This is a genomic window from Nocardioides kongjuensis, assembly GCF_013409625.1.
GTDB classification, from domain to species: Bacteria; Actinomycetota; Actinomycetes; order Propionibacteriales; family Nocardioidaceae; genus Nocardioides; species Nocardioides kongjuensis.
Genome location: NZ_JACCBF010000001.1, coordinates 5280376 through 5307309, shown reverse-complemented (window position 1 = coordinate 5307309; position 26934 = coordinate 5280376). Strand labels below are relative to the sequence as shown.

Annotated in this window: 24 protein-coding genes; 7 read left to right on the top strand and 17 right to left on the bottom strand. The window is 73.0% G+C overall.

Features of this window, described 5'->3' with window-relative positions:
• Positions 1-79: 79 nt before the first annotated feature.
• Positions 80-580 (bottom strand): 30S ribosomal protein S9, encoded by a 501-nt coding sequence (gene rpsI, locus BJ958_RS25500; RefSeq protein ID WP_179729568.1) that lies wholly within the window; start codon positions 578-580, stop codon positions 80-82.
• A 39-nt stretch (positions 581-619) separates the two neighbouring features.
• Complete coding sequence (rplM, locus tag BJ958_RS25495) at positions 620-1063, bottom strand: 50S ribosomal protein L13 (protein ID WP_141800134.1); 444 nt, start codon at positions 1061-1063, stop codon at positions 620-622.
• Between the two features lie 314 nt (positions 1064-1377).
• Between rplM and BJ958_RS25490 the strand changes: the two genes are divergently transcribed.
• Together BJ958_RS25490 and BJ958_RS25485 are read left to right on the top strand one after the other, a co-directional pair.
• The gene (locus BJ958_RS25490) at positions 1378-2667 is read left to right on the top strand and encodes a citrate synthase (protein ID WP_179729567.1); all 1290 of its coding nucleotides are present in this window, start codon (positions 1378-1380) and stop codon (positions 2665-2667) included.
• 14 nt (positions 2668-2681) lie between these two features.
• Positions 2682-3314, top strand: a complete 633-nt coding sequence (locus BJ958_RS25485; protein ID WP_179729566.1) for an HAD family hydrolase — start codon at positions 2682-2684, stop codon at positions 3312-3314.
• Positions 3315-3321: 7 nt separating this feature from the next.
• Here BJ958_RS25485 and BJ958_RS25480 read toward each other — a convergent pair whose 3' ends face one another.
• Both BJ958_RS25480 and BJ958_RS25475 read right to left on the bottom strand, forming a co-directional pair.
• Complete coding sequence (locus tag BJ958_RS25480) at positions 3322-4623, bottom strand: M1 family metallopeptidase (RefSeq protein WP_179729565.1); 1302 nt, start codon at positions 4621-4623, stop codon at positions 3322-3324.
• 1 nt (position 4624) lies between these two features.
• Positions 4625-8482 (bottom strand): Pls/PosA family non-ribosomal peptide synthetase, encoded by a 3858-nt coding sequence (locus tag BJ958_RS25475; protein WP_343052805.1) that lies wholly within the window; start codon positions 8480-8482, stop codon positions 4625-4627.
• A 92-nt stretch (positions 8483-8574) separates the two neighbouring features.
• Here BJ958_RS25475 and BJ958_RS25470 point away from each other — a divergent pair, with 92 nt between their 5' ends.
• A complete protein-coding gene (locus BJ958_RS25470) occupies positions 8575-10203 on the top strand; it encodes a long-chain-fatty-acid--CoA ligase (RefSeq protein WP_179729563.1) in 1629 nt (542 codons plus the stop codon).
• A gap of 151 nt (positions 10204-10354) precedes the next feature.
• Here the strand turns inward: BJ958_RS25470 and BJ958_RS25465 are convergent, their stop codons facing one another.
• Entirely contained in the window at positions 10355-11407 is a 1053-nt protein-coding gene (locus BJ958_RS25465; protein ID WP_179729562.1) for a type IV toxin-antitoxin system AbiEi family antitoxin domain-containing protein, read from the bottom strand.
• 324 nt (positions 11408-11731) lie between these two features.
• On the opposite strand from BJ958_RS25465, the gene BJ958_RS25460 reads away from it, so the two are divergent.
• Positions 11732-12919, top strand: coding sequence for a S1C family serine protease (locus BJ958_RS25460; RefSeq protein ID WP_179729561.1), 1188 nt, complete (start codon positions 11732-11734; stop codon positions 12917-12919).
• Positions 12920-12928: 9 nt separating this feature from the next.
• On the opposite strand, the gene BJ958_RS25455 is transcribed toward BJ958_RS25460, so the two are convergent.
• From BJ958_RS25455 to BJ958_RS25430, 6 genes are all read right to left on the bottom strand, one after another.
• Positions 12929-13111, bottom strand: coding sequence for a DUF5302 domain-containing protein (locus tag BJ958_RS25455; protein WP_141800140.1), 183 nt, complete (start codon positions 13109-13111; stop codon positions 12929-12931).
• Between the two features lie 69 nt (positions 13112-13180).
• Positions 13181-14218, bottom strand: a complete 1038-nt coding sequence (locus BJ958_RS25450) for a GNAT family N-acetyltransferase (protein ID WP_179729560.1) — start codon at positions 14216-14218, stop codon at positions 13181-13183.
• Positions 14215-15915 carry an ATP-binding cassette domain-containing protein gene (locus BJ958_RS25445; protein WP_179729559.1) on the bottom strand — a complete coding sequence of 567 codons (1701 nt, stop codon included), beginning with the start codon at positions 15913-15915 and terminating at the stop codon, positions 14215-14217. Before BJ958_RS25445 ends, BJ958_RS25450 begins: the two co-directional genes overlap by 4 nt.
• A gap of 53 nt (positions 15916-15968) precedes the next feature.
• Positions 15969-18698: an FtsX-like permease family protein gene (locus tag BJ958_RS25440; RefSeq protein WP_179729558.1), complete on the bottom strand. Its 2730-nt coding sequence runs from the start codon at positions 18696-18698 to the stop codon at positions 15969-15971.
• A complete protein-coding gene (locus BJ958_RS25435) occupies positions 18695-19420 on the bottom strand; it encodes an ATP-binding cassette domain-containing protein (protein ID WP_179729557.1) in 726 nt (241 codons plus the stop codon). The genes BJ958_RS25440 and BJ958_RS25435 overlap by 4 nt, the downstream gene beginning before the upstream one ends.
• Positions 19417-19965 carry a PadR family transcriptional regulator gene (locus BJ958_RS25430; RefSeq protein WP_179729556.1) on the bottom strand — a complete coding sequence of 183 codons (549 nt, stop codon included), beginning with the start codon at positions 19963-19965 and terminating at the stop codon, positions 19417-19419. The genes BJ958_RS25435 and BJ958_RS25430 overlap by 4 nt, the downstream gene beginning before the upstream one ends.
• 74 nt (positions 19966-20039) lie before the next feature.
• On the opposite strand from BJ958_RS25430, the gene BJ958_RS25425 reads away from it, so the two are divergent.
• Positions 20040-20714 (top strand): maleylpyruvate isomerase N-terminal domain-containing protein, encoded by a 675-nt coding sequence (locus BJ958_RS25425; protein WP_179729555.1) that lies wholly within the window; start codon positions 20040-20042, stop codon positions 20712-20714.
• Here BJ958_RS25425 and BJ958_RS25420 read toward each other — a convergent pair.
• From BJ958_RS25420 to BJ958_RS25400, 5 genes are all read right to left on the bottom strand, one after another.
• On the bottom strand, positions 20704-20943 hold the full coding sequence (locus BJ958_RS25420; RefSeq protein WP_179729554.1) for a hypothetical protein: 240 nt from the start codon (positions 20941-20943) through the stop codon (positions 20704-20706). The genes BJ958_RS25425 and BJ958_RS25420 overlap by 11 nt on opposite strands.
• Before the next feature lie 2 nt (positions 20944-20945).
• The gene (locus tag BJ958_RS25415; protein ID WP_179729553.1) at positions 20946-21620 is read right to left on the bottom strand and encodes an SIMPL domain-containing protein; all 675 of its coding nucleotides are present in this window, start codon (positions 21618-21620) and stop codon (positions 20946-20948) included.
• A 24-nt stretch (positions 21621-21644) separates the two neighbouring features.
• A complete protein-coding gene (locus tag BJ958_RS25410) occupies positions 21645-22244 on the bottom strand; it encodes a methyltransferase (protein ID WP_179729552.1) in 600 nt (199 codons plus the stop codon).
• The gene (truA, locus tag BJ958_RS25405) at positions 22241-23119 is read right to left on the bottom strand and encodes a tRNA pseudouridine(38-40) synthase TruA (RefSeq protein WP_179729551.1); all 879 of its coding nucleotides are present in this window, start codon (positions 23117-23119) and stop codon (positions 22241-22243) included. Before truA ends, BJ958_RS25410 begins: the two co-directional genes overlap by 4 nt.
• Before the next feature lie 222 nt (positions 23120-23341).
• A complete protein-coding gene (locus tag BJ958_RS25400; RefSeq protein WP_179729550.1) occupies positions 23342-24256 on the bottom strand; it encodes a PfkB family carbohydrate kinase in 915 nt (304 codons plus the stop codon).
• A gap of 28 nt (positions 24257-24284) precedes the next feature.
• On the opposite strand from BJ958_RS25400, the gene xseA reads away from it, so the two are divergent.
• The gene (xseA, locus tag BJ958_RS25395; protein WP_179729549.1) at positions 24285-25523 is read left to right on the top strand and encodes an exodeoxyribonuclease VII large subunit; all 1239 of its coding nucleotides are present in this window, start codon (positions 24285-24287) and stop codon (positions 25521-25523) included.
• Entirely contained in the window at positions 25516-25749 is a 234-nt protein-coding gene (locus BJ958_RS25390) for an exodeoxyribonuclease VII small subunit (RefSeq protein ID WP_179729548.1), read from the top strand. The genes xseA and BJ958_RS25390 overlap by 8 nt, the downstream gene beginning before the upstream one ends.
• Positions 25750-25752: 3 nt before the next feature.
• Here BJ958_RS25390 and BJ958_RS25385 read toward each other — a convergent pair whose 3' ends face one another.
• Positions 25753-26919 carry a hypothetical protein gene (locus BJ958_RS25385; RefSeq protein WP_179729547.1) on the bottom strand — a complete coding sequence of 389 codons (1167 nt, stop codon included), beginning with the start codon at positions 26917-26919 and terminating at the stop codon, positions 25753-25755.
• Between the last annotated feature and the right edge of the window lie 15 nt (positions 26920-26934).

Below are 26934 nucleotides of genomic sequence, written 5' to 3'. Positions count from 1 at the left end.
TGGAATTCGGTTGGAAATGGCGACAGGGCCACGGACCGCGGCTGCGGTGCGTGGCCCTGTCGTGAGATCTCCGGAGAGATCAGCGCTTCGAGTACTGCGGAGCCTTGCGGGCCTTCTTGAGACCGGCCTTCTTGCGCTCGGTCGCACGGGCGTCGCGGGTCAGCAGACCGGCCTTCTTCAGCGTCGGGCGGTAGGCCTCGACGTCGACCCCGTTGAGGGAGCGGGCCACGCCGAGGCGCAGGGCGCCGGCCTGACCGGTGATGCCGCCGCCGTGGATGCGGGCGATCACGTCGAAGCGGCCCTCGAGGCCGAGAGCCGCGAACGGCTCGTTGACGACCTGCTGGTGCAGCTTGTTGGGGAAGTAGTCCTCGATGGTCCGACCGTTGATGGTCCAGTTGCCGGTGCCGGGGACGATGCGCACGCGGGCGACGGCCTCCTTGCGGCGACCGGTGGCCGCGCCGGGGGCGACGGTCACGGGGCGGTTGTCGGCGACGGCCGACGGAGCGGTCTCGCTGGTGTAGGCGACACCCTGCTCGTCGGTCTCGAAGGTCTCCTCGACCTCGGTGGTGTTCTCAGTCACGATTGATTAGTCCTCAGTCCGTTCAGATCTGTCGAGAAGTCACTGGGAGATCTGGGAGATCTCGTAGGGGACGGCCTTCTGGGCCTGGTGCGGGTGAGCCGGGCCGCTGTAGACCTTCAGCTTCTTGATCATCTGCCGGCCGAGACGGTTCTTCGGCAGCATGCCCCACACGGCCTTCTCGACGGCCTTGCGGGCGTCCTTGTCGAGGACCTCGCCGATCGGGGTCGCGGTCAGACCACCCGGGAAGCCCGAGTGGCGGTAGACCATCTTGTCGGCACGCTTGTTGCCGGACAGGGCGACCTTGTCGGCGTTGATGACGATGACGTAGTCACCGGTGTCGGCGTTCGGAGCGAAGATCGCCTTGTGCTTGCCGCGCAGCAGGTTGGCGGCGGTGACAGCCAGGCGACCGAGGACGACGTCGGTCGCGTCGATCACGAGCCAGGCGCGCTCGACGTCGCCGGGCTTCGGAGCGTAGGTGCGCATGGTGCGTACCCTCCTTGCTAGTTCGTTGCCCGCACGACGGTCGCCGCCCGGGTGTGCCGTCACGGTCCGGGTGGGCCGCTCGGGCGACGTCTCCTGACGAACTCAGCCCGGCCCACGCACGCTCGTCTCTCGACGATCCGTGAGCGATCCGGGTCTGCCCCGACGACCGGCCCGGAGGGCGGCGTACGAAGCGGCAGAAGACGCGACCTGCAAGGCTACGGTGCTGCGTCACCGACGGGCAAATCCCGGGCCCCGGAACCACGCTTCGGGACACCGCCTTTTGGCACGGTGACGTGGGCGACTAGGTTGCAAGGGTGACTGACTCTCTCACCGTACGCGACAACCGCACCGGCGCGGAGTACGAGATCCCGATCACCGACGGCACCATCAAGGCCGCCGACCTCGGGCAGATCAAGCTCAACGACGACGAGCCGGGCCTCGCCACCTACGACCCGGGCTTCGTGAACACGGCCTCCTGTCGAAGCGCCATCACCTACATCGACGGCGACAAGGGCATCCTCGAGTACCGCGGGTACCCGATCGAGCAGCTCGCCGAGAAGTCCAACTTCCTCGAGGTGGCGTACCTCCTCATCCACGGCGAGCTGCCCACCAGGGAGCAGTACGACGCCTGGGTGCACGAGATCACCTACCACACGTTCGTGCACGAGAACGTGAAGGGCTTCATGGAGGGCTTCCGCTACGACGCGCACCCGATGGGGATGCTGATGGCGTCGGTGGGGGCCCTCTCGACGTTCTACCCGGAGTCCGCCCGCATCGAGGACCCGGAGAACCGGCACATCCAGATCGTCCGGATGATCGCCAAGATGCCGACGCTAGGGGCCTGGGCCTTCCGCCACGCGCAGGGCAAGCCGTACGTCTACCCGGACAACGAGCTGTCGTACGCCGAGAACTTCCTCTCGATGCTGTTCAAGATGAGCGAGTCGAAGTACGCCGGCGACCCGCGCATCGTGAAGGCGCTCGACGTGCTCTTCATCCTGCACGCCGACCACGAGCAGAACTGCTCGACCAACGCGGTCCGCTCGGTCGGCTCCTCGCAGGTCGACCCGTACTCCGCCGTGGCCGCCGGCATCGGCGCCCTCTTCGGCCCGCTGCACGGCGGCGCCAACGAGGCGGTGCTGCGGATGCTGCGCCGGATCGGCACCAAGGACAACATCCCCGCCTTCATCGAGGGCGTGAAGAACGGCGAAGAGCGCCTGATGGGCTTCGGCCACCGGGTCTACAAGAACTACGACCCGCGCGCCAAGATCATCAAGAAGGCCTGCGACGACGTCTTCGAGGTCACCGGGGTCAACCCGCTGCTCGAGGTCGCCCAGGAGCTGGAGAAGATCGCGCTCGAGGACGAGTACTTCGTCAAGCGGCGCCTCTACCCCAACGTCGACTTCTACTCCGGCCTGATCTACGAGGCGCTCGAGTTCCCGCCCGAGATGTTCACGGTCCTGTTCGCCATCGGTCGCACCCCCGGCTGGCTCGCGCAGTGGCTGGAGCTGACCGGCGACAAGGAGCAGAAGATCGCCCGCCCGAAGCAGATCTACACCGGCGACCGCGGCCTGACCTTCGTTCCCGCCGAGGAGCGCTGGGCCTGACCACGCCCCCGCAGATGCATCGTGACCCGACCCCGACCACCGCAGTGGTCGGGGTCGTGTGGGATCTGGGCAACGTCCTCATCGACTGGCGCCCGCTCGACGCGGTGGCCGCGGGGGTCGGCGAGGCCGAGGCGCACCGGTTCCTCACCGAGTTCGACTTCGGCTCCTGGAACCACGCCTGCGACGCCGGGCGGCCCTGGGCCGAGGCGCTCGCCGAGCTCGACCGCACCCACCCGGAGTGGTCGGCGCACGCCCGCGCCTACCACCGGAACTTCGCCGCCGCGCTGACCGAGCTCCCCGCGTCCGTCGCCGTCGTGCGCGACCTGCACGCCGCCGGTGTGCCCCAGTGCGGCCTGACCAACTGGTCCCACGAGCTCTACCACGCCCATGCCGCCGGACGCTTCGAGCTCCTCGACCTGCTCGACCACGTCGTCGTCTCGGGCACCGAGGGCATCGCCAAGCCCGACCCGCGGATCTACCTGCTCGCCGCACAGCGCTCCGGCCTCGCGCCGCAGCAGCTGGTGTTCGTCGACGACAAGGCGTCGAACGTCGAGGCGGCGCGGACGGTCGGGATGGCCGGGATCGTGTTCACCGACGCCTGTTCGCTGCGCGAGGAGCTCGTGACGCTTGGCCTGGCGCCCGCCTAGCGGACCGTCAGCCCCGCGGGTAGGGCGGCAGAGCGACGTCGTACAGCCACGGCCGCAGCAGCGCCGCCACGTCGGCACCCGTGTGCGCGGAGGCGAGCTCGAGGAAGTCCTCGGTGGTGACCGACTCCCCCGCGCGGGAGGAGGCCCAGTCGCGCAGGACGGCGAAGAAGGCGTCGTCGCCGACCGCGACGCGCAGGGCGTGGAGGGTGAGAGCGCCGCGCTTGTAGACGCGGTCGTCGAACATCAGCTCCGGGCCGGGGTCCGCGAGGAGCAGGTCCTGGGGCAGGTCGACGAGCCGCTCGTGGTGGTGGCGGGCCCATTCGTCGCAGGTGCGCGGGCCGCCGCTCTCCTCCGACCACAGCCACTCGGCGTAGCAGGCGAAACCCTCGTGCAGCCAGATGTCCTGCCAGCGACGCAGGGTGACGGCGTTGCCGTACCACTGGTGGGCGAGCTCGTGGGCGATCAGCCGGACCTGGGACCAGTCGGAGGAGCAGAAGTTGCGGCCGAAGGTCGACAGGCTCTGGCTCTCGAGGGGGATCTCGAGGTCGTCGTCGGTGATCACGGCGGCGTACGCGTCGAAGGGGTAGGGCCCGAAGACGCGCTCGAAGAAGGCGAGCATCGCGGGCTGCTGGTCGAAGGAGTCGACCAGGTCGGCATCGGGAGGCCCGATGGTGCGGGTGCGGGCGTCGTGCTCGGTCGTGGTGTAACGGCCGATCTGGACGGTCGCGAGGTAGGTCGCCATCGGCCGGTCCATCACCCAGGTCCAGCTCTCGCCGCTGGCACGGCGCTGGTGCGCGGCGAGGGTGCCGTTGGCGACCACGGTGTAGCCGGCGGGCGCGGCGAGGGCGATCCGGTAGGTCGCCTTGTCGTCGGGCCGGTCGTTGCACGGGAACCACGTGGGCGCGCCGTGCGGCTGGGCCGCGACGATCACGCCGTCCTCGAGCTCCTCCCAACCGGCGTCACCCTGGTGCTTGTCGATGACGGGCCTCGGCGATCCGCCATACACGACCGTCAGCGTCAGCTCCGTGCCGGCGTCGACCGGGCGGTCGAGCTGCAGGACGAGCCGGTGGCCGCGCGCCGACCACTTCTTGACCCGGGCGCCCTCCATCCGCAGCTTCGACACCCGCAGGTGTGCGAGGTCGAGGACCAGGCGTGCGGTCTGCTCGCGAACGACCAGGTCGAGGACCGCCGTACCGGTCAGGCGGTTGCCGTCGGGGACGTAGGCGAGGTCGAGGTCGTAGTGCCGCACGGCGTACGACGGGTCGCCGTGGCCGGGCAGGTACGGGTCTGCGGTGGGCAGGTGCGGCATCTCACTCGGCCCACGGACCGATGGGGTTGCCGATCCAGCGCGTCTTGTCCGGCACCGACTCCCCCCTCATCACCAACGACACCGGGCCGACCGTAGCGTGCTTGCCCAACGACGCCGCAGGCAGCACCACCGAGTTGGGCCCGAGCGTGGCACCGCGGTGCAGCCGGACGGTGTCGGTGGCGAGCAGCCGGTCGTGGAACAGGTGGGTCTGCACGACGCTGCCCTGGTTGACGGTCGCGCCATCGCCGAGGTCGACGAGGTCGGGTTCGGGCAACCAGTACGACTCGCACCACACGCCGCGGCCGACCTTCGCGCCCAACGCCCTGAACCACACCGCGATCAGCGGCGAGCCCGTCGCGAGGCCGGCGAACCACGGCGTCGCGACGACCTCGACGAAGGTGTCGGCGAGCTCGTTGCGCCACACGAACGAGCTCCACAGCGGGTGCGACCCGGCGCGGACCCGGCCGACGAGCAGCCACTTGGCGAGCACCGCGACCACGCCGGCGACGAGGCCGGCCGCCCACAGCAGGAGCGGTACGACGAGCAGTCCGGCGAGCGCACCCCACCGGTCCCACACCGCGAGGGTCGCGAGGACGACGGCGACGTGCAGCGACACCGCGAGCGTGACGGGCAGCAGCCGGGCGACCTCCCAGCAGGCACGGGCGGCCTTGAGCCGGGTCGGTGGGGCGTAGGTGCGCTCGTCGGCGGATCCCTGGGCGGCACGGCGCAGGGGTGCGGGCGGGCTGCCGAGCCAGGACTCGCCGGCCTTGACCGTGCCGCGGGCCGGGGCCGCCGAGAGCACCGCGACCAGCGACCGCTTCGGCACCTTGCGGCCGGGCGCGGCCATCGCGGAGTTGCCGACGAAGGCGCGCTTGCCGACCTTGACCCGCTCCGCGCGCAGCCAGCCGCCGCCGAGCTCGTAGCCGCCGATCAGCGTGTCGTCGGCGAGGAAGGCCTGGTCGCTGACGCTCACCAGCGACGGGATCATCAGCGCGGTCGAGGCCTCGACGTCCTTGCCGATCCTCGCGCCGAGCAGTCGCAGCCAGCCGGGCGTGAGCTGCGAGCTGTAGAGCGGGAACAGCCAGGTCCGGGCCTCGTCGAGCACCCGGATCGTCGACCACACGCACAGCGCCGGTCGGCTCTGCAGCGGGTGCGCCCCGGCCTTCACGCCGAGGGCGAGGAGCCGCACGGCGCCGAGGACGAGGGCGGCCAGGACCACGAAGCCGGCGAGCACGGCGGGCAGCAACCACGGCGCGAGCGCGGCGGCCGCGTCCCCGGCGCTGGTCGTGCCGCCGATGTCGGCGAGCAGCAGGACCGGGACGGCCACGACGAGCACCGCGACGGCGGGCAGGCACGACAGCAGGCCGGCGACGACGCCGTACGCCGCCGCCCAGGTGCGCAGCGAACGGCGGGACGCGGGCGGGCGCTCGGCCCACGGGCCACGGGCGACCGAGCTCATCCGGACCGCCGGTGCCCCGGACCAGAACTCCCCGGTCGGCACCTCGCCGAAGACCGCCGAGCCCGGCGCCACCTCGGCACCGTCCCCGACCACCGCGCCCGGGCAGAGCATGGACCGGGTGCCGACCCGGGCCTGGCGCCCGATCCGGATGCCGCCGACGTGGAGGGTGTCGCCGTCGATCCAGTACCCGGTCAGGTCGACCTCCGGCTCGATCGAGGCGCCCTTGCCGACGGTCAGGTGGCCGGTGACGGGCGGCAGCGAGTGCAGGTCGGCGCCGCGGGCGACCTTGGCGCCGAGGAGGCGCGCGTACCAGGTGATGTACGGCGCCCCGGCGAGCCGGGTCGCGCCGAGCTCGTCGGCCAGCCGCTCGGCGGTCCAGATCCGCAGGTGCACCTTGCCGCCACGCGGGTACGCCCCCGGCTTCACCCCCGCGAGCACCGCCTGGGCGAGCTTGGCGGCCACGAACATCCGTCCCGGCGGGCTGACCAGGACGACGAGCAGCAGGGCGAGCGCCCACCACGGCACGACGGGCAGCCAGGCGACGTCGAGGACGTCGTGGCCCAGCCGCGCGAGGGTGAGGATCCCGGCGATCCAGCGCGGCGCCGCCAGGGCGCGCAGCAACGGGACCGCGAGCACCTGGCCGACCTGGGTCTTGCGCGGGATCGGCTTCACCTTGCGGCTCTGCTCGGCCAGTGCGCTCGGCTCCAGGGAGTCGAGGAACGCGGCCAGGCCGTCGACGGTGGGGTTCTCGTAGAGGTCGGCGACGGTCAGCTCGGCGTGGTCGGCGCGGAGCAGGGTGACCACCTGCGCGGCGGTCAGGCTGCCGCCGCCGAGGTCGAAGAAGTCGGACCCCGGGCCGTCGGGCGCGGCACCGATCACCTTCTGCCAGACCTCGGCGATCCGGGCCGCGGTGCCGTGCAGGCCGGCGTCCGCGGGGTCGGCGGCGGCCAGCGGCCACGGCAGCGCGTCACGGTCGACCTTGCCGGAGGTGCGGGTCGGGATGTCGTCGACCACGGCGAGCCGGGGAACGAGCGCGGCCGGCATCGTGGCCCGCAGGTGGGCGGTGGCCGCAGCAGCGTCGTACTCCGCGGTGGTCGTGACGTAGCCGACGAGGAGCTGGTTGCCCGTGCTGGTGCGGCGCACGGCGGCCGCGGCCGCGCTCACCCCGGGCAGCGCGAGCAGCGCGGAGTCGATCTCGCCGAGCTCGATCCGGCGCCCGCCGACCTTGACCTGGTCGTCGGCGCGGCCGGCGAAGAGCAGGCCGGCGGGGTCGTTGACGACGATGTCGCCGCTGCGGTACGCGCGCTCCCAGCCGAGCGTCGGCATGGGCGCGTACTTCTCGGCGTCCTTGGCGGAATCGAGGTAGCGCGCCAGGCCGACGCCCCCGATGATCAGCTCGCCGCGCTCGCCCTCCCCGACGGGCTCGCCGCTCGCCGGGTCGACCACGACCAGGTCCCAGCCCGCCAGCGGGAGGCCGATCCGCACCGGCCCCTCGGCGTCGACGAGGGCGCCGCACGCGACGACGGTCGCCTCGGTGGGGCCGTAGGTGTTCCACACCTCGCGACCGGGCCTGACCAGGCGAGCGGCCAGCTCGGGTGGGAGCGCCTCGCCGCCGAGGATCAGCAGCCGGACCCGCTCGAGCGCGTCGTCGGGCCACAGGCTGACCAGGGTCGGGACCGTGGAGACGACGGTGATGTCGTTGGCGGTCAGCCACGGGCCGACGTCGACGCCGCTGCGCACCAGCGCGCGGGGCGCGGGGACCAGGCAGGCGCCGTACCGCCAGGCCAGCCACATCTCCTCGCAGCTCGCGTCGAACGCGACGCTGAGGCCGGCCATCACGCGGTCGGCCGGGCCGACCGGGTCGTCCTGCAGGAACATCAGCGACTCGGCGTCGACGAAGGCCGCGGCGTTGCGGTGGGTGACCGCGACGCCCTTGGGGGTGCCGGTCGAGCCGGACGTGAAGATCACCCAGGCGTCGTCCTCCGGCGTGGGGTCGCGCCGGGCCCGCGCTGCCGCCTCGCGGCGGGACTCGATGACCAGGCCCGCGCCGATCAGCGCGGCGACCTGCGCCTCGCCGAACACCAGGCGGGCGCGCTCCTCGGGGTCGTCGGCGTCGACCGGGACGTAGGCCGCGCCGGCGAACAGGACGCCCATGATGGCGACGTACAGGTCGGTCGTGCCCGACGGCAGCCGGACGCCGACCTTGTCCCCCGGTCCGATCCCGAGCTCCGCGAGCTCGAGGGCGACGACCTCGGCGGCCTCCGCGAACTCGGCGTAGGTGACGGTGTCGTTGCCGCTGTCGAGCGCCATCGCGTCGGGGTGGGCGGCCGCGGTGCGCCGGAAGGCCTCGACGAGCGTGCGCGGCGCGGGTGCCTCGGCGCCGCGGAGCAGGGGGTTCACCTCTCGATCCTCGTCGATGCAGGTGAACGGAGGATGGCGTGTCGGGGCGCGGCTGGTTGTGCCGGTTTGTGACCTGGGACACAATCTGCGAGGTGAGCGCGACGACGGAGTCCACCACCGCACCGACCAAGGCCTGGCCGCCCGCAACGCCGCCCGAGCCGACCTACGTCGAGGACCGGCTCAACTACTGGGCCGAGGCCACGCCGGACGCCGAGGCGATGACCTACCTCGGCCGCACCTGGACCTGGAAGGAGTGGCACGACCGCGTGCACCGCGCGGCCGGCGGACTGCGCGACCTCGGCATCGCGCGCGGCGACGTCGTGTCCTTCCTCGACAAGAACCACCCGGCCTGCGTGGAGATCAGCCTCGCCGCGGGATCGATCGGCGCGGCCAACGCGATCATCAACTGGCGCTCGGCCGGCGACGAGATCGACTACGCCGTCAACGACTCCGGCGCGAAGGTGCTCTTCGTCGGCCGCGAGCTGATGCCGACGATCGCGGCGATCCGCGACCGGCTGCCCAACGTGCAGAAGATCATCGAGGTCACCCCCGAGGGCGGCGAGGACGACGAGTACGAGCAGTTCCTCGCCTCGTCCACGCCGTGCGACGACGGGCCCGACGTGCTCGAGGACGACGTGTGCCTGGTCATGTACTCCTCCGGCACGACCGGGCGGCCCAAGGGCGTGATGCTCACGCACCGCAACATGGTCCGGCACACGATCAACGGACACGACGGCTGGGGGTTCGAGCCCGGCGACAAGTCGATGGTGGCGATGCCGCTCTTCCACGTCGGCGGGTCGTCCTACGTCCTGTTCGGCATCCACGACGGCATCCCCAGCGTGATGACCCGCGAGCCCGACGCGGCCTCGCTGGCCGGCGCGATCATGGCCGGCGCCAACCGCACCTTCCTGGTGCCGGCCGTCCTCGCCCAGGTGCTGCAGGCCGGCCCCGACGCGGTCAAGCTCTTCGGGCTGCTCAAGACCTACACGTACGGCGCCGCGCCGATGCCGCCGCCGCTGCTGCGCGCCGCGATGCAGGCCTGGCCCGACACCGACTTCATCCAGGTCTACGGCCTGACCGAGGTCGCCGGCGTCGCCACCCACCTGATGCCCGAGGACCACCGCACCGCCGAGTCGTCCGGCCACCCCGAGCGGCTGGTCTCGGCCGGCAAGCCGCTGCCGGAGTGCGAGGTCCGCATCGTCGACCCGGCGTCGTTGACGGACGTCGGCGTGGGTGAGCACGGTGAGATCTGGCTGAAGACCCCGCAGCTGATGAAGGGCTTCCTCAACAAGCCCGAGGCCACCGCCGAGGTGATCACCGCCGAGGGCTGGTTCCGCACCGGCGACATGGGCCACGTCGACGAGGGCGGCTACGTCTTCGTCTCCGACCGGCTCAAGGACATGATCATCACGGGCGGCGAGAACGTGTACTCCCCCGAGGTCGAGCGGGTCCTCTCCGAGCACCCGGGTGTCCTCGAGGTCGCGGTGATCGGCGTACCCGATGCGACGTGGGGCGAGTCGGTCAAGGCCGTCGTGGCGCTCAAGGAGGGCTCGGACGCCACCGAGACCGAGCTGATCGAGTGGACCCGCGAGCGGCTCGCGCACTACAAGGCGCCGAAGTCCGTCGACATCATCACCGCGCTCCCCCGCAACCCCACCGGAAAGATCCTCAAGCGGGAGCTGCGCAAGCCGTACTGGGAGGACCAGGCCCGCCAGGTCTGAGGGCGGCGCGGCCCGGCCAGGCGGGCTGTAACACGTGGTCCGCCTCACTGGTCGGCGGTTCTCAGCAGGATCCGCCCACTTTCCGGCCCATCCCTGCGGACAAGCGCCGAGCAGAGCAGCGAACCACGTGTTACAGCCCGCGCCCCGGCCGTCACGGCGACCACGGCGGCAGCACCGGTCCACGTCGTACGACGAGCCGCGGCTTGGGGTGCCGTGGACGGAACGGCGCGAGGTCGGAGGCGTCGATGCCGAAGCGGGAACAGGTGTCGAGGTACTCGCGCCGACAGCGCTCGAGCGCCATCCGGCGCTGCCGACCGAAGAAGTCATTCCAGGTCAGCCGTGACATGCCGGTCTTGAATCCGGTGACGAAGTCCTGGCGCAGCTTCTCCTCCCACAGCGTCTCCTCGGGGTCCTTCACGGAGAAGCCGCCTGCGCTCACGAGGCGCAGCTTCAGCCTGCTGTCGACCTCGAAGAAGTGCCTTCCCAGGCGCAGGTCGCACCACGCGGTCCGACCGTCGGCGGTGAGGCCGAACTGCGGCTGTGGCACGCCGTACCCGAGCTCGGTGACGAAGTCCCGGCCGAGAGACTCCGCGATCGAGTCGGTCAGGTGCGATGCGGAAGCGACGACATCGTTCACCACGCTCACGTGCGGCCACCGTGTCATCGCACTCGCCGCTCGTTCGAGGTCGGCGCGCGTCGCACCCGACCGGAGGGCCGAGTCCGCGGCGACCAGACCGTGCAGGTAGCCGTGCTCGCGAGCGATGTCGAGGCTCGTCCGCGCCCCATCGAGCGCCGGCACGCCGTCGACGTGCACGACCTGATCGGACGCATACGGCGCCAGGTGGTACTGCACCGCGTCGCGCACGTGCGAACCCGCGACGCCGGGCCGGCCGATGTGTGTGCGCGGCTCCTGCTCGCGGAGCACGTCCAGCTGCTGGAGGTGGGCCGAGGAGTGATGGGACATCGCATGGGGGCCGTGGATCCGCAGGCTCACCGCGCGGTCGGCCAGCACTCGCCGCTGCACGTGCGTCGTCAGCGCAGCGACGTACGCCGCTTCGGCGTACACCCCGCGTCGCACCGCGACCCACGTTCCTGAGCGAACCAGGCTGTCGATCCGGTGCCCGGCCATGCCGGCTCGCATCGCCTGCCGCCTGGTGACCAGTCCCCACTGCGCACCCATCAGTGCTACGACCCGAGCGTTCACCCCGGACACGATCCGCCCCCGAAGCCCCGGCGTCCGTACGGTCCGGCCGGCCTGTGGACCACCTCGAGGCCGAGGCCCTCTGGGGAGGCCCGGTGTCCTGGCGCGGGGCTCGTGTGGCGGGTGATGTAACACGTGGTTCGCGCCACTGGTCGCCCGTTCCCAGCAGAAAACGCCCGTCACATGGCCCAGATCTGCTGACTGGCGCGGGGAAGTGCAGTGATCAACGTGTTACAGCCCGACCGGGCCGCGCCGCCGGGCACCACTCATCAGAAGTCCTCAACGCGCACTCAGGGCGCTCACAGGGACCGCTCGCACAGTGGAGGCATGACCCAGCTGCTGCCGCCGCCGCCCCCGTTCCCGCCGGCCCCGTTCGGGCAGACGCCGCCCCCACAGCGACGTCCGCGCCGGTCCGGGTTCGCAGTGGCGGTGCTGACCGGCGCCCTGGTGGTCGGCGGCGGGGCGGGGATCGCGACGGCCGCGATCTACGACAACGCCACGGGCGGCTCCGGCGGCTCCGCCACCGCACCGCTCTCCGTGGTCGACAACGGCAACCCCAAGCCGGCGTCGGGCAGCGTGGAGTCGGTCGCGGCGGCCGTCCTGCCGTCGGTGGTGGCCCTCGAGGTCAGCGGCGGCGGGGCGGCCGGAAGCGGGTCGGGCGTCGTGCTCGACACGAGCGGCACGATCCTCACCAACGACCACGTGGTGACGCTCGGTGGGCAGATCCCAGCCGACCAGGCCGAGGTGACGGTGTCGTTCAGCAACGGCAAGAAGGTGCGGGCGACGGTGGTCGGCACCGACCCGCTCACCGACACCGCCCTGGTCAAGGTCGAGGGCGTCTCCGACCTCAAGCCGATCACGATCGGCAAGTCGAGCAACCTCGACGTGGGCGAGCAGGTGGTGGCGATCGGGTCGCCGTTCGGCCTCGACGCCACGGTCACCAGCGGCATCGTCAGCGCGCTCGACCGCCCGGTCGAGGTCGCGCGTGACGCGCAGGGCAACGCCACGGCGTACCCGGCCATCCAGACCGACGCGGCCATCAACCCGGGCAACAGCGGCGGCCCGCTGGTCAACATGGACGGCCAGCTGGTCGGCATCAACGCCTCGATCCGCTCGACCGGCTCCGGTCAGGGCGCCGAGGCAGGCTCGATCGGGCTGGGCTTCGCGATCCCGATCGACGAGGTGCTGCCGATCATCGACCAGCTCCGCGCCGGCGAGACCCCGACCCACGCCCGGCTCGGCATCCAGGTCTCCGACGTGTCCGGTACGGCGGGCTCGAGCGACACGACGCTCACCGGAGCCCGCATCGCCCAGCTCGAGAAGGGCTCGGCCGCGGCCGCGGCCGGCTTGAAGCAGGACGACGTGATCACCGCGATCGACTCGCACCAGATCGACGGCAGCGAGGCACTGATCGCGACGATCCGCGCCTACCGCCCCGGCGACACGGTCAAGGTGACCTACCTGCGTGACGGCAAGGACAGCACGACCGAGCTCAAGCTCGGCTCGGACTCCTAGGACCTGGGCCTAGGAGCCGCCGCCCCCAGCCTTGCGGCGGTGCATCTTGGGCGCACCGCCGACCACCTCGGAGCCGTGGGCCTTCTCCTTGGTGGGCCCGTCCGCGTGGACGCCCTGCTCCTTGTGGTTCTTGCGGTCGAGGGCCTCGCGCATCTTCGCCTTGAGATCGTCGTTCGCGCCGTTGGCAGTCATGGTCGTCCTTCCGCAGCAACTGAGGGTGACTCCCCCACCGTTGCATCCCGTCGCCCGGGAACCAAGGGATTAACGGGGCGGGGCGACGATCTTCTGCAGGTCAGCCGACCGGGCAGTCGCCACGAAGCCGAGCCGCTCGTTGATGTCGATCATCGGACCGTTGTCCTCGGCGTTCCAGGTGACCACCCGACGGCCCTCGGTGTCGAGATCGTGCTGCAGGGCACGCAGGTTGGCGACCTTCAGGGCCAGCCCGAGCCGGTGGCCCCGATGGTCGCGACGCACGAGCGTGCCCCACTGGTGGACGAAGACCGGGTCGTGCTCGGGGACCATCAGCATCGACTGCGCGACCACCTCGCCGGACGGGTCGAGGGCGACGGCGTGCCAGGGGGTGCGCCGCTGGCGTGCCTGCGCAGCCTCCGCCTCCCGGTGCGCCGCGACGTCCGCGGTGAGGTCCTCGCGCTCGACCGTGCCCGCAGGCGCCTCGGTCATCAGGGTGGTCGACACGGCCAGCCAACCGGCCACCAGGTCCTCGGGCACCGGGCCGGACCAGGTCCGGATCCGGTACGCCGCGTGGTGCGGTGCGGCCGCGGCGGCGAGCCGCGCGAGGTGGTCGGCCGCAACGGGCAGCGGCAACTCACGCTGCACCTCGCCGATGCCGAAGCGGTAGCCGTGGACCCGAGCGAACTCCATCCCGGGCATCCCCGCCCCGTCGGCGGGACCTCCCTCGAGCCACTGCGCGCGCGTGTCGAAGCGCGACCGGCCGGCCGCGGCGGCCACCGACTCGACCCGGCGCAGCATGCGCGAACCGTGTCCGCGCCGTCGCACGTCGGGACGGACGTGGACGTCGATCTCGGCGCCGTCGAGGTTGTCGAGCAGGCGCAGCGACAGCCAGCCGGCAGCGACGGTCTCCCCGCCGACGCGCCCCGCCAGGAGCACCACCCGCCGCTGCCGGCCGGCGTCGCGCACCAGCACGGCCTGCTCCTGCGCAGTGGCCGTCGTGGCGTGCACTCCGAGCTCGTGACGCTCCGAGGCGGCCACCACGGCGGACCAGGCGGCGAGCCCGGGCTCGTCGTCGGGACCGATCTGGGTGATCTGCAGGTCGCTCACCGGGCCCGCGCCACCCGTCCCTCGTCCCAGACCGGGCCGTCGGACTCGTAGACCGTGCCGTCGGCGCCGAAGACGCAGAACCGGTCGAACCCGCGGGCGAACCACCGGTCGTGGGTGACCGCGACGACGGTGCCGTCGAAGGCAGCCAGCCCCTCCTCGAGCGCCTCGGCGGACTGCACGTCGAGGTTGTCGGTCGGCTCGTCGAGCAGCAGCAGCGTCGCGCCGGACAGCTCGAGCAGCAGGATCTGGAAGCGGGCCTGCTGCCCGCCCGACAGCGACTCGAAGGGCTGCTCGGCGCTGGCCGCGAGCTCGTAGCGGTCGAGCACCCGACTCGCCTGCTCACGGCCCATCCCCTGCCGACCGTTGGGAACGCCGTCGCCACGGTGCAGGATCTCGACCAGGGTCCGTCCGACCAGCTCGGGGTGCTCGTGGGTCTGCACGAACCAGCCGGGCCGCACCCGCGCACCCAGCCGGGCCCGGCCCGTGTGCGCGACCGGTGCGATCGGCACGTCGCCCACGGGCCGGTGCTCGACGTCGGGATCAGTGCCGCCCGCGGCGAGCAGCCGCAGGAAGTGGGACTTGCCGGAGCCGTTGGAGCCCAGCACAGCCAGCCGGTCGCCGTACCAGACCTCGAGGTCGAACGGCTTCATCAGCCCGGTGAGCTCGAGCTCCTCGCAGACGACCGCGCGCTTGCCCGTGCGCGCTCCCGACAGCCGCATCGTCACCTGCTGCTCGCGCGGCTGCTCGGTCGGCGGGCCGGCCTCCTCGAACTTGCGCAGCCGGGTCTGCGCCGCCCGGTACTGCGAGGACATGCCGTCGTTGTACTCGGCCTTGATCTTCAGCCGCAGCACCAGGGCCTTGATCTTGGCGTGCTCCTCGTCCCAGCGACGACGCAGCTCGGCGAAGCGGGCGAAGCGGTCCTTGCGCGCCTCGTGGTACGACGCGAAGCCGCCCGGGTGCGTCCAGACGCTGTTGCCCCCGCCGCCCGCGCCGAGCTCGACGGTGACGACGTGGGTGGCGGCGTTGGCCAGCAGCTCGCGGTCGTGGCTGATGAACAGGATCGTCTTGTCGGAGGCGGCGATGCGCTGCTCGAGCCAGATCTTGCCGGGTACGTCGAGGAAGTTGTCGGGCTCGTCGAGCAGCAGCACCTCCTCCGGTCCGGCGAGGAGGTACTCGAGCACGAGACGCTTCTGCTCGCCGCCGCTGAGCGTGCGCAGCTCGCGGTACTTCGCCCGGTCGTAGGGCAGCGCCAGCGCCTTGACCGTGCACACGTCCCAGACCACCTCGACGTCGTACCCGCCCGCGTCGGCGTACTCCGCCAGGGCGTGCGCGTAGGCCAGCTGCGTGGCCTCGTCGTCGGTGTCCATCAGCGCCAGCTCGCAGCGGTCGACCTCGGCGGCGGCGCGCCGGACCCGCTCGGGCGCGAGACCGAGCAGCAGGTCGGCGATCGTCGGCTCCTCGCCCAGGCCGCGGTCCACCATCTGCCGCATCACCCCGAGCCCGCCGGAGCGGGTCACCGCGCCGGCGTGGGGCTGCAGGTCGCCGGTGATGATCCGGAACAGCGTGGTCTTCCCGGCGCCGTTGGCGCCGACCAGCGCGACCTTGGCGCCCTCACCGACCCGGAACGACACGTCGTCGAGCAGCACCCGCCCGTCGGGCAGCTCGTACCGGACGCCGGCGACCTCCACATGACCCACGAGGGTCGATTGTCCGCGAAGAGGCCGCCGGCTGCGAACCGATTAACCCCGAATCACGCCCGGCGCTCGAGCATCGGCACCCGCGAGCGCGTGCACGCCGCCGTGACCAGTGCCGCGAGCACCGGGACCCCGAGCCCCACGCCCGCGAGGTTCGCCCAGGGCACCGTGAAGGACGGCGCGCCGAACGTCGCCCGCAGGGCGTAGGACACGAAGCTCCCGAGCACCACCCCGACCAGAGCGCCGACCCCCGAGATGACCAGGGCCTGCGCGCCGGCCAGCCGGCGTCGTACGGCGGGATCGGCTCCCACCGCGGACAGGGTCGCCAGCTCGCGCCGGCCCTCGGCCGCGGAGAGGGCGACGGCGATGGCGACGCCGATCAGGGTGACCAGCGTGGCGATGCCGCCGACGACGAGCAGGCCGAGGCGGTGGTCGTCGTGGTACGGCTCACCGATCGAGGCGCCCGCCCGGTGTCCCTCCCGCGCAGCGCGGAGCCCGGCCTTCACCTGCGCCGGCGTGGCGTCGGAGGCGTAGGCGATCAGCCGGGTGGCTTCGGGATTGGTCACCAGTCCGTTCGCGGCGGCCGTCTCGGCGCTCATGAAGACGCCGGGCAGCGAGGTGTAGAAGGTCGTGCGCGGCGCAGCGACGGCGGGCAGCGCGAGCGTCGGGGCGTCCTCCTCCGAGCTGGCCTCCGAGCCGGCCTCGTCCTTGTAGAAGAGGCTCGCCGTGGCGTTGCCGTCGGCGTCGATCATCGACGGCGAGGTGACGAGCACCTCACCCCGCTCGAGGGCCGCCCGCTCCGCGGCGTTCAGGTCCCTCCCGAGGGTGAGCCGGACCAGCGTCGGGTCCGCGATCGCCGCCGTGCCGGCGCTTCCGTAGGTGATGCAACTGGAGTCGCAGCCGACGTGGTCGTCGAACCAGATCGGCTGGATCGGCGCCAGGCCCTGCTCCTGCTGGGACTCCGGGATGGCGTAGCCGAGCTCGGAGGGGGCCAGCACCTGGGCCTCGGGGAGGACCGCTGCCGCCCGCTCGACCGCGGCGCTGGTGATCGCCGCGTTCTCGGCCTGGTCGGTGCCGTACTGCGTGTAGACCCGCATCGTGTGCTCCGGCTGGTCCGGCAACCAGAGGGCCTCGTCGGCCCGTGCCGACCCGGTCATCGCGAAGGCCGCGACCACCGAGCCGGCGACGGCCAGCATGATCGCGCTGGTCGCCGGTCCGGTGCGGTGCCGGTGCCGGTCGGCGTCGCGTACTGCCAACCGTCCGGGCAGCGGCAGCCGGGCCCCGAACCTGCCGAGCAGGCCGAGGAGCGACGGCATCGCGAGCACCAGGCCGGCAACGCCGAGGACCGCCCCGGCGAGGACGAGGGCGATCGGAACGGTCGGGCTGGGCGGCTGGAGCGAGATCCCCGTGAGCCGGGCCGTGGTGAGCGCGTCGGCGTACGCCGCGAAGTCGGAGGCCATCATGCCGCTCCCGACCAGGCCCAGGACGATGCCGGTCCCGATCCCGAGGGCGCCGACGAGCGCGACCCGGCGCGATCGCTCCCGGGTGATGCGGAACCTCCCCGACAGCGCGTCCAGAGGCTGACGTCGCGCGGCGCCGATGGCGGGGACGACGGCCGCGAGGACTCCGGACAGCACGCCCACCACGACCGCGATCAGCACCTCCGGGCCGAGCCGGAAGACCGGGATCGTCGAGCCGTTCAGCCACTCCCACAACGGCCAGCCGAGCCGTGCGACCACCAGGCCGACGGCGACACCACCGACGGTCCCGATCACGCCGAGCGTGGCGCCCTGGACGAGCAGCACCGCGCGCAGCTGGCGCGGCGAGGCACCCCCGGCGCTGATCAGGCCCATGTCGCGGACCTGCTTGCGGGCACCGACCGCGAAGGCCGCGCCGGCGAGCAGGATCACCTCGAGCAGGCCCAGGCCCACGATCAGGGTGGTGAGCGCGGCTCCGCGCACCTGGTCGAGGGTGACCGGCTCGTCCCAGGCCTGGTACTGGTCGCGGTGGACGTAGGTGTCGCGCGGGTAGAGCACGACCCCGTGCTCCGCGAGCCGGTGGGCGAGTGCGTTCGCGCTGACGCCGGGAGGCAGGTCGACCAGGTAGGTCGAGGTGGTGTCGTAGGGCCCGTCAGCCTGGCGCCTCGGGACGATCTCCTGCCCCGGCTGGGCGTAGACGTCGGTGCAGCGCAGGCACTGCTCGTCGCGGACGACGCCGCTGACCGTGATCCGGGTGCCGGTCAGATCATCGGTGACGACGTCGCCCGGGCCGACGCGGAGCTTGTCCGCGGCCCCCTGGGTGATCGCGACCTCGCCGGGCCCGGGGTACTTCCCGTCACGCAGCTGCACGCGATCGGGCTGGAAGGCCGACGGCATCGTGGCCTCGGCGAGCGACGCCTCGGCGTACCGGTCACCCTTGCGGAGCAGCAGGAACGCCCCGCCGTCGTTGGACGATGCGACCTCGGTCCGGGTGCCGGGCGGCAGCAGGCGGTCCAGGTCGACCGTGGCGGGATCGCGCTCGCCCACGGTGTCGTAGCCACCGCTCCACTCGGAGACGAGCTCGAAGTACTTGATCCGCTCCGCCGGCGTGACGACGAGCTTGGCGTCGGCGCTGCCGAGGTTCCGCTCGGCGTACGCCACCGGCGAGTCGCTCGACCGGTAGAGCACGTCGCTGAACGTGGCCACCGCGACCGGCAGCCCGATCAGCAGCGCGATCAGGATCGATCGCGCCAGGTTGCGGCGGATCGAGCGTCGCGCCATCCGCCGGGCGGGCTTCCACACGCTCACGTCAGCGCCCCGAGGTCGAGGACGGCCGGCGCGTCGGCGGTGGTCTCGTCGACGATGGCGCCGTCGCTGATGAACACCACGCGGTCGGCCCAGGCGGAGTGCCGGGGCTCGTGGGTGACCAGCAGGCAGGCGGCACCGGCGTCGCAACGCGCCCGGAGCAGGCGCAGCACGCCCTCTCCGGTCTCGCTGTCCAGCGCCCCGGTCGGCTCGTCTGCGAGCACCAGGCGCCGCGGTCCGATCAGGGCGCGGGCGATCGCGACCCGCTGCTGCTGGCCGCCGGACATCTCGTCCGGGAACCGGTCGGCGACCTCGCGCAGCCCGATCTCCTCGAGCGCGGCGAGCGCCTCGGTCCGGGCCTCGGTGGCCGAGGTGCCGTCGAGCTCGCGCGGCAGCGCGATGTTCTCGGCAGCGCTCAGCGACGGCACCAGGTTGAGGTCCTGGAAGACGTAGCCGATCGAGCGGCGGCGCAGCCGGGCCAGGTCCTTGCGGGACAGGCCGCCCAGTGACTGGCCCTCGACGAGGACGTCGCCGGAGCTGGGGGCGTCGAGGCCGCCGGCCAGGTGCAGCAGGGTGCTCTTGCCGGAGCCCGAGGCACCGCGTACGGCGACCAGCTCGCCCGCGCCCACGGTGAGCGTGGCGGCGTGCAGGGCGGTCACCAGGGTCTCGCCGACGCCGTACACCTTGCCGGCGTTGCGAATCTCCAGGACGGGGTTGGCGGTCACTGGACGGCCTCCTTCTCGGGGGTCTTTGCGGTTCGGGCCTTGCGGAGCCGGGCTTCACACCGGTCGAGCCAGCTGACCTCGGCCTCGACGGCGAAGATCAGCGAGTCGACCACCATCACCCGGGCCAGGTCCTCGTCCGGGACGGACGCCTTGACGCGGGTCAGGGACTGCAGGGAGCTCATCGCCTGGCGGCGCTGGGCCTGCACCACCTCGCGCGCATCGACGCCCGGGGTGTTCACCGCCATCGCCAGCTTGATCGCGAGCTCGTCGCGCGGGCGCGACTCCTGCGCGATCGGCGAGCTGAACCAGCCGGCGAGCTCCTCGCGCCCGGCCGGGGTGAGCGCGTAGACCACGCGCCCGTCGTCGTCCGGCTCCCCGTCGGCCTCGATCTGGCCGCCCTTCTCGAGGCGCTGGAGGGTCGAGTACACCTGCCCGATGTTCAGCGGCCAGGCCGACCCGGTCGTGGCCTCGAACTCGGCCTTGAGCTGGTAGCCGTACTTCGGGCCCGGCGCCAGGAGCGCCAGGAGACCGTGCTTGATGGACATGAGTACGGAGTATGCATACGGCGTATCCATATGTCCAGCGGCACGCCGTCGTCGGCGCCTGCAAGGATCTCGCCATGGAGTGGATCGACCTGCTGGAGAAGACCACCGGCGACTTCGCGGACGTGCTCGCGACCGGCGACCTCGCCGCCCCCGTCCCGGCCTGCCCGGGCTGGACGCTCGCCGACCTGGGCGAGCACACCCGGTGGGTGCACGCCTGGGCGACGCACGCCGTCACCGACCACTCCCCCGACGGCGACACCCCGGCCCCCGGGCTGGAGCGCGATGCGCTGGTCGACGGCTACCGGGCGGCGGCCGGTCGTCTGCTCGAGGTGCTCCGGCACACGGCACCCGACGCACCGGTGTGGACCTTCGGCCCCGACTCGCGGGCCGGCTTCTGGCGGCGGCGCCAGCTCCACGAGGTCACCATGCACCTGCACGACGCCCTCGACTCCCAGGCACGCACGGCCGAATGGCGGGTGAGCCCCGAGCTCGGCTGGGACGGCGTCGACGAGGTCGCGACGCTCTTCTACCCCCGCCAGGTGCGGCTCGGCCGCACCGAGCCGCTGCCCGCGCCGGTGCGCCTGGTCGCCACCGACCTGGACCGCTCGCTGGTCCTCGAGCCCGACGCCGCCGGGGAGCCGGTCGAGCTGGCCGCCCCGGCCGCGGAGCTGCTGCTCATGCTCTGGGGCCGGATGCCGGCGGCCGGTCCGGCTGCCGACGTGCTCGCCCAGGCGAAGGTCACGTCCTGACCCACTCCGCCGGGCAGTGCTCGTGCAGCCGGCAGCAGGCGTGCGGGTACATCTCCTCGTCCGGCCACGGGTGCGACCACCCGGCGCCGGCGAGCTCCGGGTGGGTGCACTTGTAGCGCTCCGGGCGGTCGGCCGCGGCCGCCTGCTGCAGGACGGCGGCCCGCTCGTGGGTCAGCTCGCCGCGCCGGTCGAGCAGCCGGGCGATGTCGGACAGCGTGGGAGCGGGCACGATCAGTCCGCGACGAAGCGGGCGTCGACCTCCGCGGAGACCTCGATGTCCTCGGGCGAGAGCTCCAGCTCGGCGCCACCGCCGGTGTCCTTGGCCGCCATCCTCAGGTACGCCGCCGGGGCGGCGCCGCCCATCGGCGAGATGCCCGGGCCGAGCATGCCGGCGTCGGCCACGGCGACGGGCCGCACCGGTCCGAGGCCGAGCGCGTCGGCGTACTCCTGGGCACGACGGGCGGCGTCCTGCACGGCGCGGGCGCGGACGGTGTGCTCGAGCTCGACCCGGCGCGCCTCGGTCAGGGCCCACTGCACGCCGTCGAGATGGAAGCCCTCGGCCGAACCGACCAGCCCGCCCACCCAGCTGGTGAGCCGCGCGAAGTCGCGGAACTTCACCTGCACACCGACGCTGGCGTGGTGGACGAGCGGGAGCTGCTTGCCGTCCTGGTTCCAGGGCCGCTCGGCCCAGGTCCGCACGTGCTGGGTGGACCACCAGGTCACGGGACCGGCGGCCGGGTCGTGAAGCTCCCGGACCGATGCCTTCACGGCCTCGAGGTCGGCCGCGACGCGGTCGTAGACCGGCTGCAGCGCGGGGCCCTGGAAGGACAGCGTGACCTGCGCGGTGCCGCGCTCGGGCGGCTGGAAGGCGGAGTGCGACCCGCGCACGGTGAACTCGGTCGGCATGGCGCCACTCTAGGCACCGCCCGGTCAGGCGCGACGGGTCTCGAGGACCCGGAACCCCTTGGCGCTGGCGATCCGCTCGGTCGGGTACCCCTGCTCGCCGAGCCACCGCTGCAGCGAGTCGGCGCCGAGGTTCTTGCCGACCACCATCACCGCGCGACCCCCGGGCGCGAGCCGCGGCAGCCAGGTCAGCAGCAGCTCGTGCAGCGCCGTCTTGCCGATCCGGATGGGCGGGTTCGACCAGATCTCGTCGTAGGTCTCCGCCGGGTCGACCTGCTCCGGGACCAGCGCGGTGTAGCGGTCGGCGAGACCGAGTGCGGCCGCGTTCTCGTTGGCGAGCAGGACGGCGCGCTGGTTGACGTCGACCGCGGTGACCGTGGCCGTGGGGGCCGCGACGGCGCAGGCGATCCCGATGACGCCGTACCCGCAGCCGAGGTCGAGGATCCGCCCACCGGCGGGCGGCTCGGTCTCGCGGAACAGGACCGACGTACCGATGTCGAGACGGCCCTGTGCGAACACACCGGACCCGCTGACCAGCCGCAGCCCGTGGCCCCAGACGTCGGCCTCGACCGGCGCGCGCTGGAACGCGACCGACGGGTCGGCGGAGAAGTAGTGCTCGTCGCTCACCCTTCGGCCCCCTCGGCCCCTTCGGCTCCGTCCGTCTCCGCGTGGGTACGACGGGCCGCGGTCTGCGCCACCCGCGCCGCCAGCCCGGCGGCGTCGGGGTAGGCGACCTCCTCCAGGGTCAGCCCGTGCGCCGGTACGACGATCACGCCCTGGTCGCGCCGGCGCCCGGTGAGGATCTCCACTGCCCAGGCGGGGTCGTGGCGCCCCTCGCCGATGGCGATCATGCAGCCGACCAGCGCACGCACCATCGAGTGGCAGAACGCGTCGGCCTTCACGTGCCCGACGACGAGGCCGTCGTCGGTGCGGGTCCAGCCGAACTCCAGCAGGGTGCGGATCGTCGTGGCACCCTCGCGGTGCTTGCAGAACGCGGCGAAGTCGTGGAGCCCGACGAGCGAGCGTGCGGCCTCGTCCATCGCGGCGACGTCGAGCCGGCGCGGCCAGAAGAGCACGTGGTTGCGGGTCAGCGGGTCCGCGCGTGCCGGGTCGTCGACGATCCGGTACGCGTAGCGCCGCCACAGCGCCGCGAACCGCGCGTCGAACCCGTCGGGCGCCTCGCTGATCCGGTGTACCCGCACCGTCTTGTCGAGCACCCCGTTGACCCGCCGGGCGAGGACGTCGAGCTGCGTGACCTGGCGGGCCGCGGTGGGCGAGCCCTCCTCCGGGTCCTCGGGTACGTCGACGTGCACGACCTGCCCGCGGGCATGCACGCCCGAGTCGGTCCGGCCCGCGCAGGTCACCCGCAGCGAGCCCTCGGGCAGCCGCAGCACGGTCGTCAGTGCGGCGGTCAGCTCGGCCTGCACCGTGCGCAGTCCCGGCTGTGACGCCCAGCCCCGGAAGTCACCGCCGTCGTAGGCGAGGTCGATCCGCAGGCGCACCGGGTCAGCCTAGGGGAACCTTTTGCGCGGGGTTGGTGCGGTGCCCAACACAACTCACGGTGTTTGTCTGGCTCGCTTCGCTCGCATGTCGGGCGCCCTTTGGCGCGTGGTCTTCCCTCGCTGCGCTCGCTCCCTCGTTCCTCGGTCGCTCGCTCCGCTCAGTCCAGACCACGCGGGGCGCCCGACGACAACCCCTTCAGCGGCACCGCGCGCTCGAGTGAGTCACGCCGGGCCACCGACCTCCGCTCGCGTCGGCGGGTCCGCACCCAACCGCCCGACGGTGACTGCGGCGACCCGGGCGGCGTAGGTCAGCGCAGCGCTCCACTCCTCCGGCCCGAGCGCGGCGAGTCGTCCCCGGGCACCGGCGCCGAGGAGGGGCCACAGGTGGTCGATGAGCGCGGCGGCGAAGGTGTCGCCGGCGCCGATGGTGTCGACGACGTCCACCGGCTCGGCGTGCACGCCGCCGGTGGTCCAGTCGGGTCCGGAGCAGGCGTGCCACGAGGCCCCCTCGGCGCCGTGGGTGACGATCACCGCGACGGGGCCGCCGGGCAGGGCGAGCAGCGCCGAGGCCGACTCCCCCGCCGACCGGTCCGGCCAGAGCGCGACCAGGTCCTCGTCGGACGCCTTCACCAGCGTCGCGTACGACGCGGTCCGCAGCACCCGGTCGAGCACCTGCGCGCGGGTTCCGGTGATCGCGGGGCGCAGGTTGACGTCGTAGGTCAGACAGGTGGTGGACGCGATCCGCTCGACCAGGGCGAGCACGTCCTCGGCGCCCGGGTCGAGCAGCGGGGCCAGGGAGGTCACGTGGACGACGTGCGCCGCCTCGTCGGCGATGCCGGGCAGCTGCCACCCGATGTCGAAGGTGTAGGTCGCCGCGCCGGTCGCGTCGATCACCGCCTCCGCGCGGGGCGTGGACGCCAGCACGTGCGGATCGCCGGCGAGCTCGACCCCGGCCGACCGGAGGTGGCCGGCGATCGACGAACCGGCCGGGTCGTCGGCGTACGCGGTCGCGAGCCGGGCCGGCCTGCCCAGCCGGGCCAGCGCGACGGCGGCGTTGACCGCGGACCCGCCGGGCCTCCCGTCGCCGTCGACCACGTCGAGCACGGATTCGCCGATCACGAGCGCCGTCGCCGTCATGTCGACACTGTCCCATAGGCTCGCGGCCGTGGCCCTCGAGACGTCGCTGGAGAAGCCGGCTCCGGTCCGGGCGATCGCGAACGCGCTCGCCGGCTGGATCGACCGGCTCGGCGCGGTGTGGGTCGAGGGCCAGGTCACCCAGATCAGCCGGCGCCCCGGCCTGGCGACCGTCTTCATGACGCTGCGCGACTCGGTCGCCGACATCTCGGTGCCGGTCACCTGCTCGCGCGTGATGTTCGACGGCCTGCCGACGCCGGTCACCGAGGGCGCCAGCGTGGTCATCCACGCACGGCCGTCCTACTACGCCAACCGCGGCAGCCTCTCCCTCAACGCCCGCGAGATCCGGATGGTCGGTCTCGGCGAGCTGCTCGCCCGGCTCGAGCGGCGCCGGCAGCTGCTGGCTGCCGAGGGACTGTTCGCCCAGGAGCGCAAGCGCCGGCTGCCCGCCGTGCCCCGCCGGATCGGGCTGGTCACCGCGCCGAGCTCGGCCGCCGAGCGCGACGTCCTCGAGAACGCCACGCGGCGCTGGCCGGGGGTCGCCTTCACCACCGCGTACGCCGCCATGCAGGGCCAGCGCTCGGCCGAGGAGGTGATCGAGGCCGTACGCCGCCTCGACGCGGACCCCGAGGTCGACGTCATCGTGGTGGCCCGGGGCGGCGGCTCGGTCGAGGACCTGCTGCCCTTCTCCGACGAGGGCCTGATCCGCGTGGTCGCCGCCGCCCGCACCCCGGTCGTGTCCGCGATCGGCCACGAGCCGGACTCCCCGCTGCTCGACCTCGTGGCCGACGTACGCGCCTCGACGCCCACCGATGCGGCCAAGCTGATCGTGCCGGACATGGCGCAGGAGCGGATGATGGTCGACCGCGCGCGCGACGCCCTGCGCCGCGCGGTGCGCCACCGCCTCGACCGGGAGCAGGCCCAGCTCGACACCCTGCGCTCCCGGCCCGCGCTCGCCCACCCGGGCACCATGATCGACGCGCGCCTCGACGAGCTCGACGACTGGCGCTCGCGGATCCGCCGCCAGCTCGAGTGGCAGCTCGACCGCGCTGTCGACGACCTCGACCACCGCCGCGCCCGGGTCCGTGCCCTCTCGCCACTCGCCACCCTGCGCCGCGGGTACGCCGTCCTCCAGGACGCCGACGGCCACGTCGTCACCTCCGTCGGTGCCGTCTCCCCCGACGCCACGCTGTCGGTCCGGGTCGCCGACGGCCGCATCCACGTCACCGCCACCCGTTCCGAGCCGATCGCCGAGGAGATCCATGACTGACACCACGCCCCCGGAGCCGAGCGAGGAGCTGTCCTACGAGGACGCGCGCGCCGAGCTGGTCGAGGTGGTCCGTCAGCTCGAGGCGGGCGGCACGACGCTCGAGGAGTCCCTCGCGCTGTGGGAGCGCGGCGAGGCGCTCGCCACGACCTGCCAGGGCTGGCTCGACGGCGCCCGGGCGCGGCTGGAGTCGGTGCTGGGCGAGGACGGGGTCGACGACGAGGACTGAGCGCTACGGCGCCTCGGGCGTCCACGCCCAGACGCCGTTGTTGCGGACCTGGTCCCAGCTGTCTCCCTCCTCCTCGCCGGTCACCACCACGAGGGCGTCGCCTGCCCACACCGCCGGTCCCGGGAGCGCCACGGGGCCCGCCGGGCGCGGGACCTCCCGCCAGGTCCCGGTCGCGTCGTCGTACAGCTGGCCCGAGGCGGCCACCAGCGGCCCGTCCAGCGCGACGACGGGCCACCCGCCGGCGCCCGGGGCGGGCGGCTGCGGCGGGTCGGGCAGGGGCGACCAGGCTCCGGTGGCCAGGTCCAGCCGACCACCGAACGGCACCCGCCGGCCGTAGTCGCCCGGCGGGTCACCGCCGCCGTCGGTGCCGTCGAGGCTGACGGCGACCAGCCGGTCCCCGACCACGGCCCACGGTGCGCCCAGCTGTCCGCTGGGGCCGAAGGTCCGCCACCTCCCGGTCCCGCGGTCGAGGAGGGCGGCCTCGACGTACGACGGGTCGGCGCCGGCGCCGGGGCTCTCGACGAGGTCGTGGGCGCCGAGGACGAGCCCCCGTGGCGTGCTGACGAGCGTGCGGTCGAAGGACGGGCCCAGAGGATCGTCGGGCAGCTCTGACCAGGTCCGGGTGGCCGGCGTCCAGACCAGGTCCGCACGCCCGCCCTGCTCGTCGCTTCCGCTCACCAGGACCAGGCGGTCGACGTCGGCGACCGGTTGGTACCAGCCGTCGATCCGGCGCGGCAGCGTCGTCCAGCGATCCTCCGCGATCTCGTAGACGAGCACCGTCCCTGCGACGACGACGAACAGCTCCTCACCCACCAGCGCGTGCGGGGAGTACGCCGGTACCGGCCGCGGCGCGTCGGCGATCGGCCGCCAGGTGCGGTCCGCGACGTCGAGCGCCGCGCCGTCGACGGCGGCGCTGTTCGGCGCTGCGCAGTCCGCGCGGGGAGGGCACTCGTCCCCGGCGTCGCCGCCGATCGCGAGCACCTCGGCGCCGGTCCACACGACGACCGGGCCGTCACGTCGCGCCAGCGGCAGGTCCGGCAGCCGCGCCCACGGATCCTCGGCGGCGTGTTCCGCACGTCCGCGGCCTCCGAGGCCACCCGGTCCGTCGGTGCCACAGGCCGTCAGCGGGAGCAGGCACAGCACGACGGCCGGCAGCAGGAGTCGCCCCATGCCTCATGGACGCAC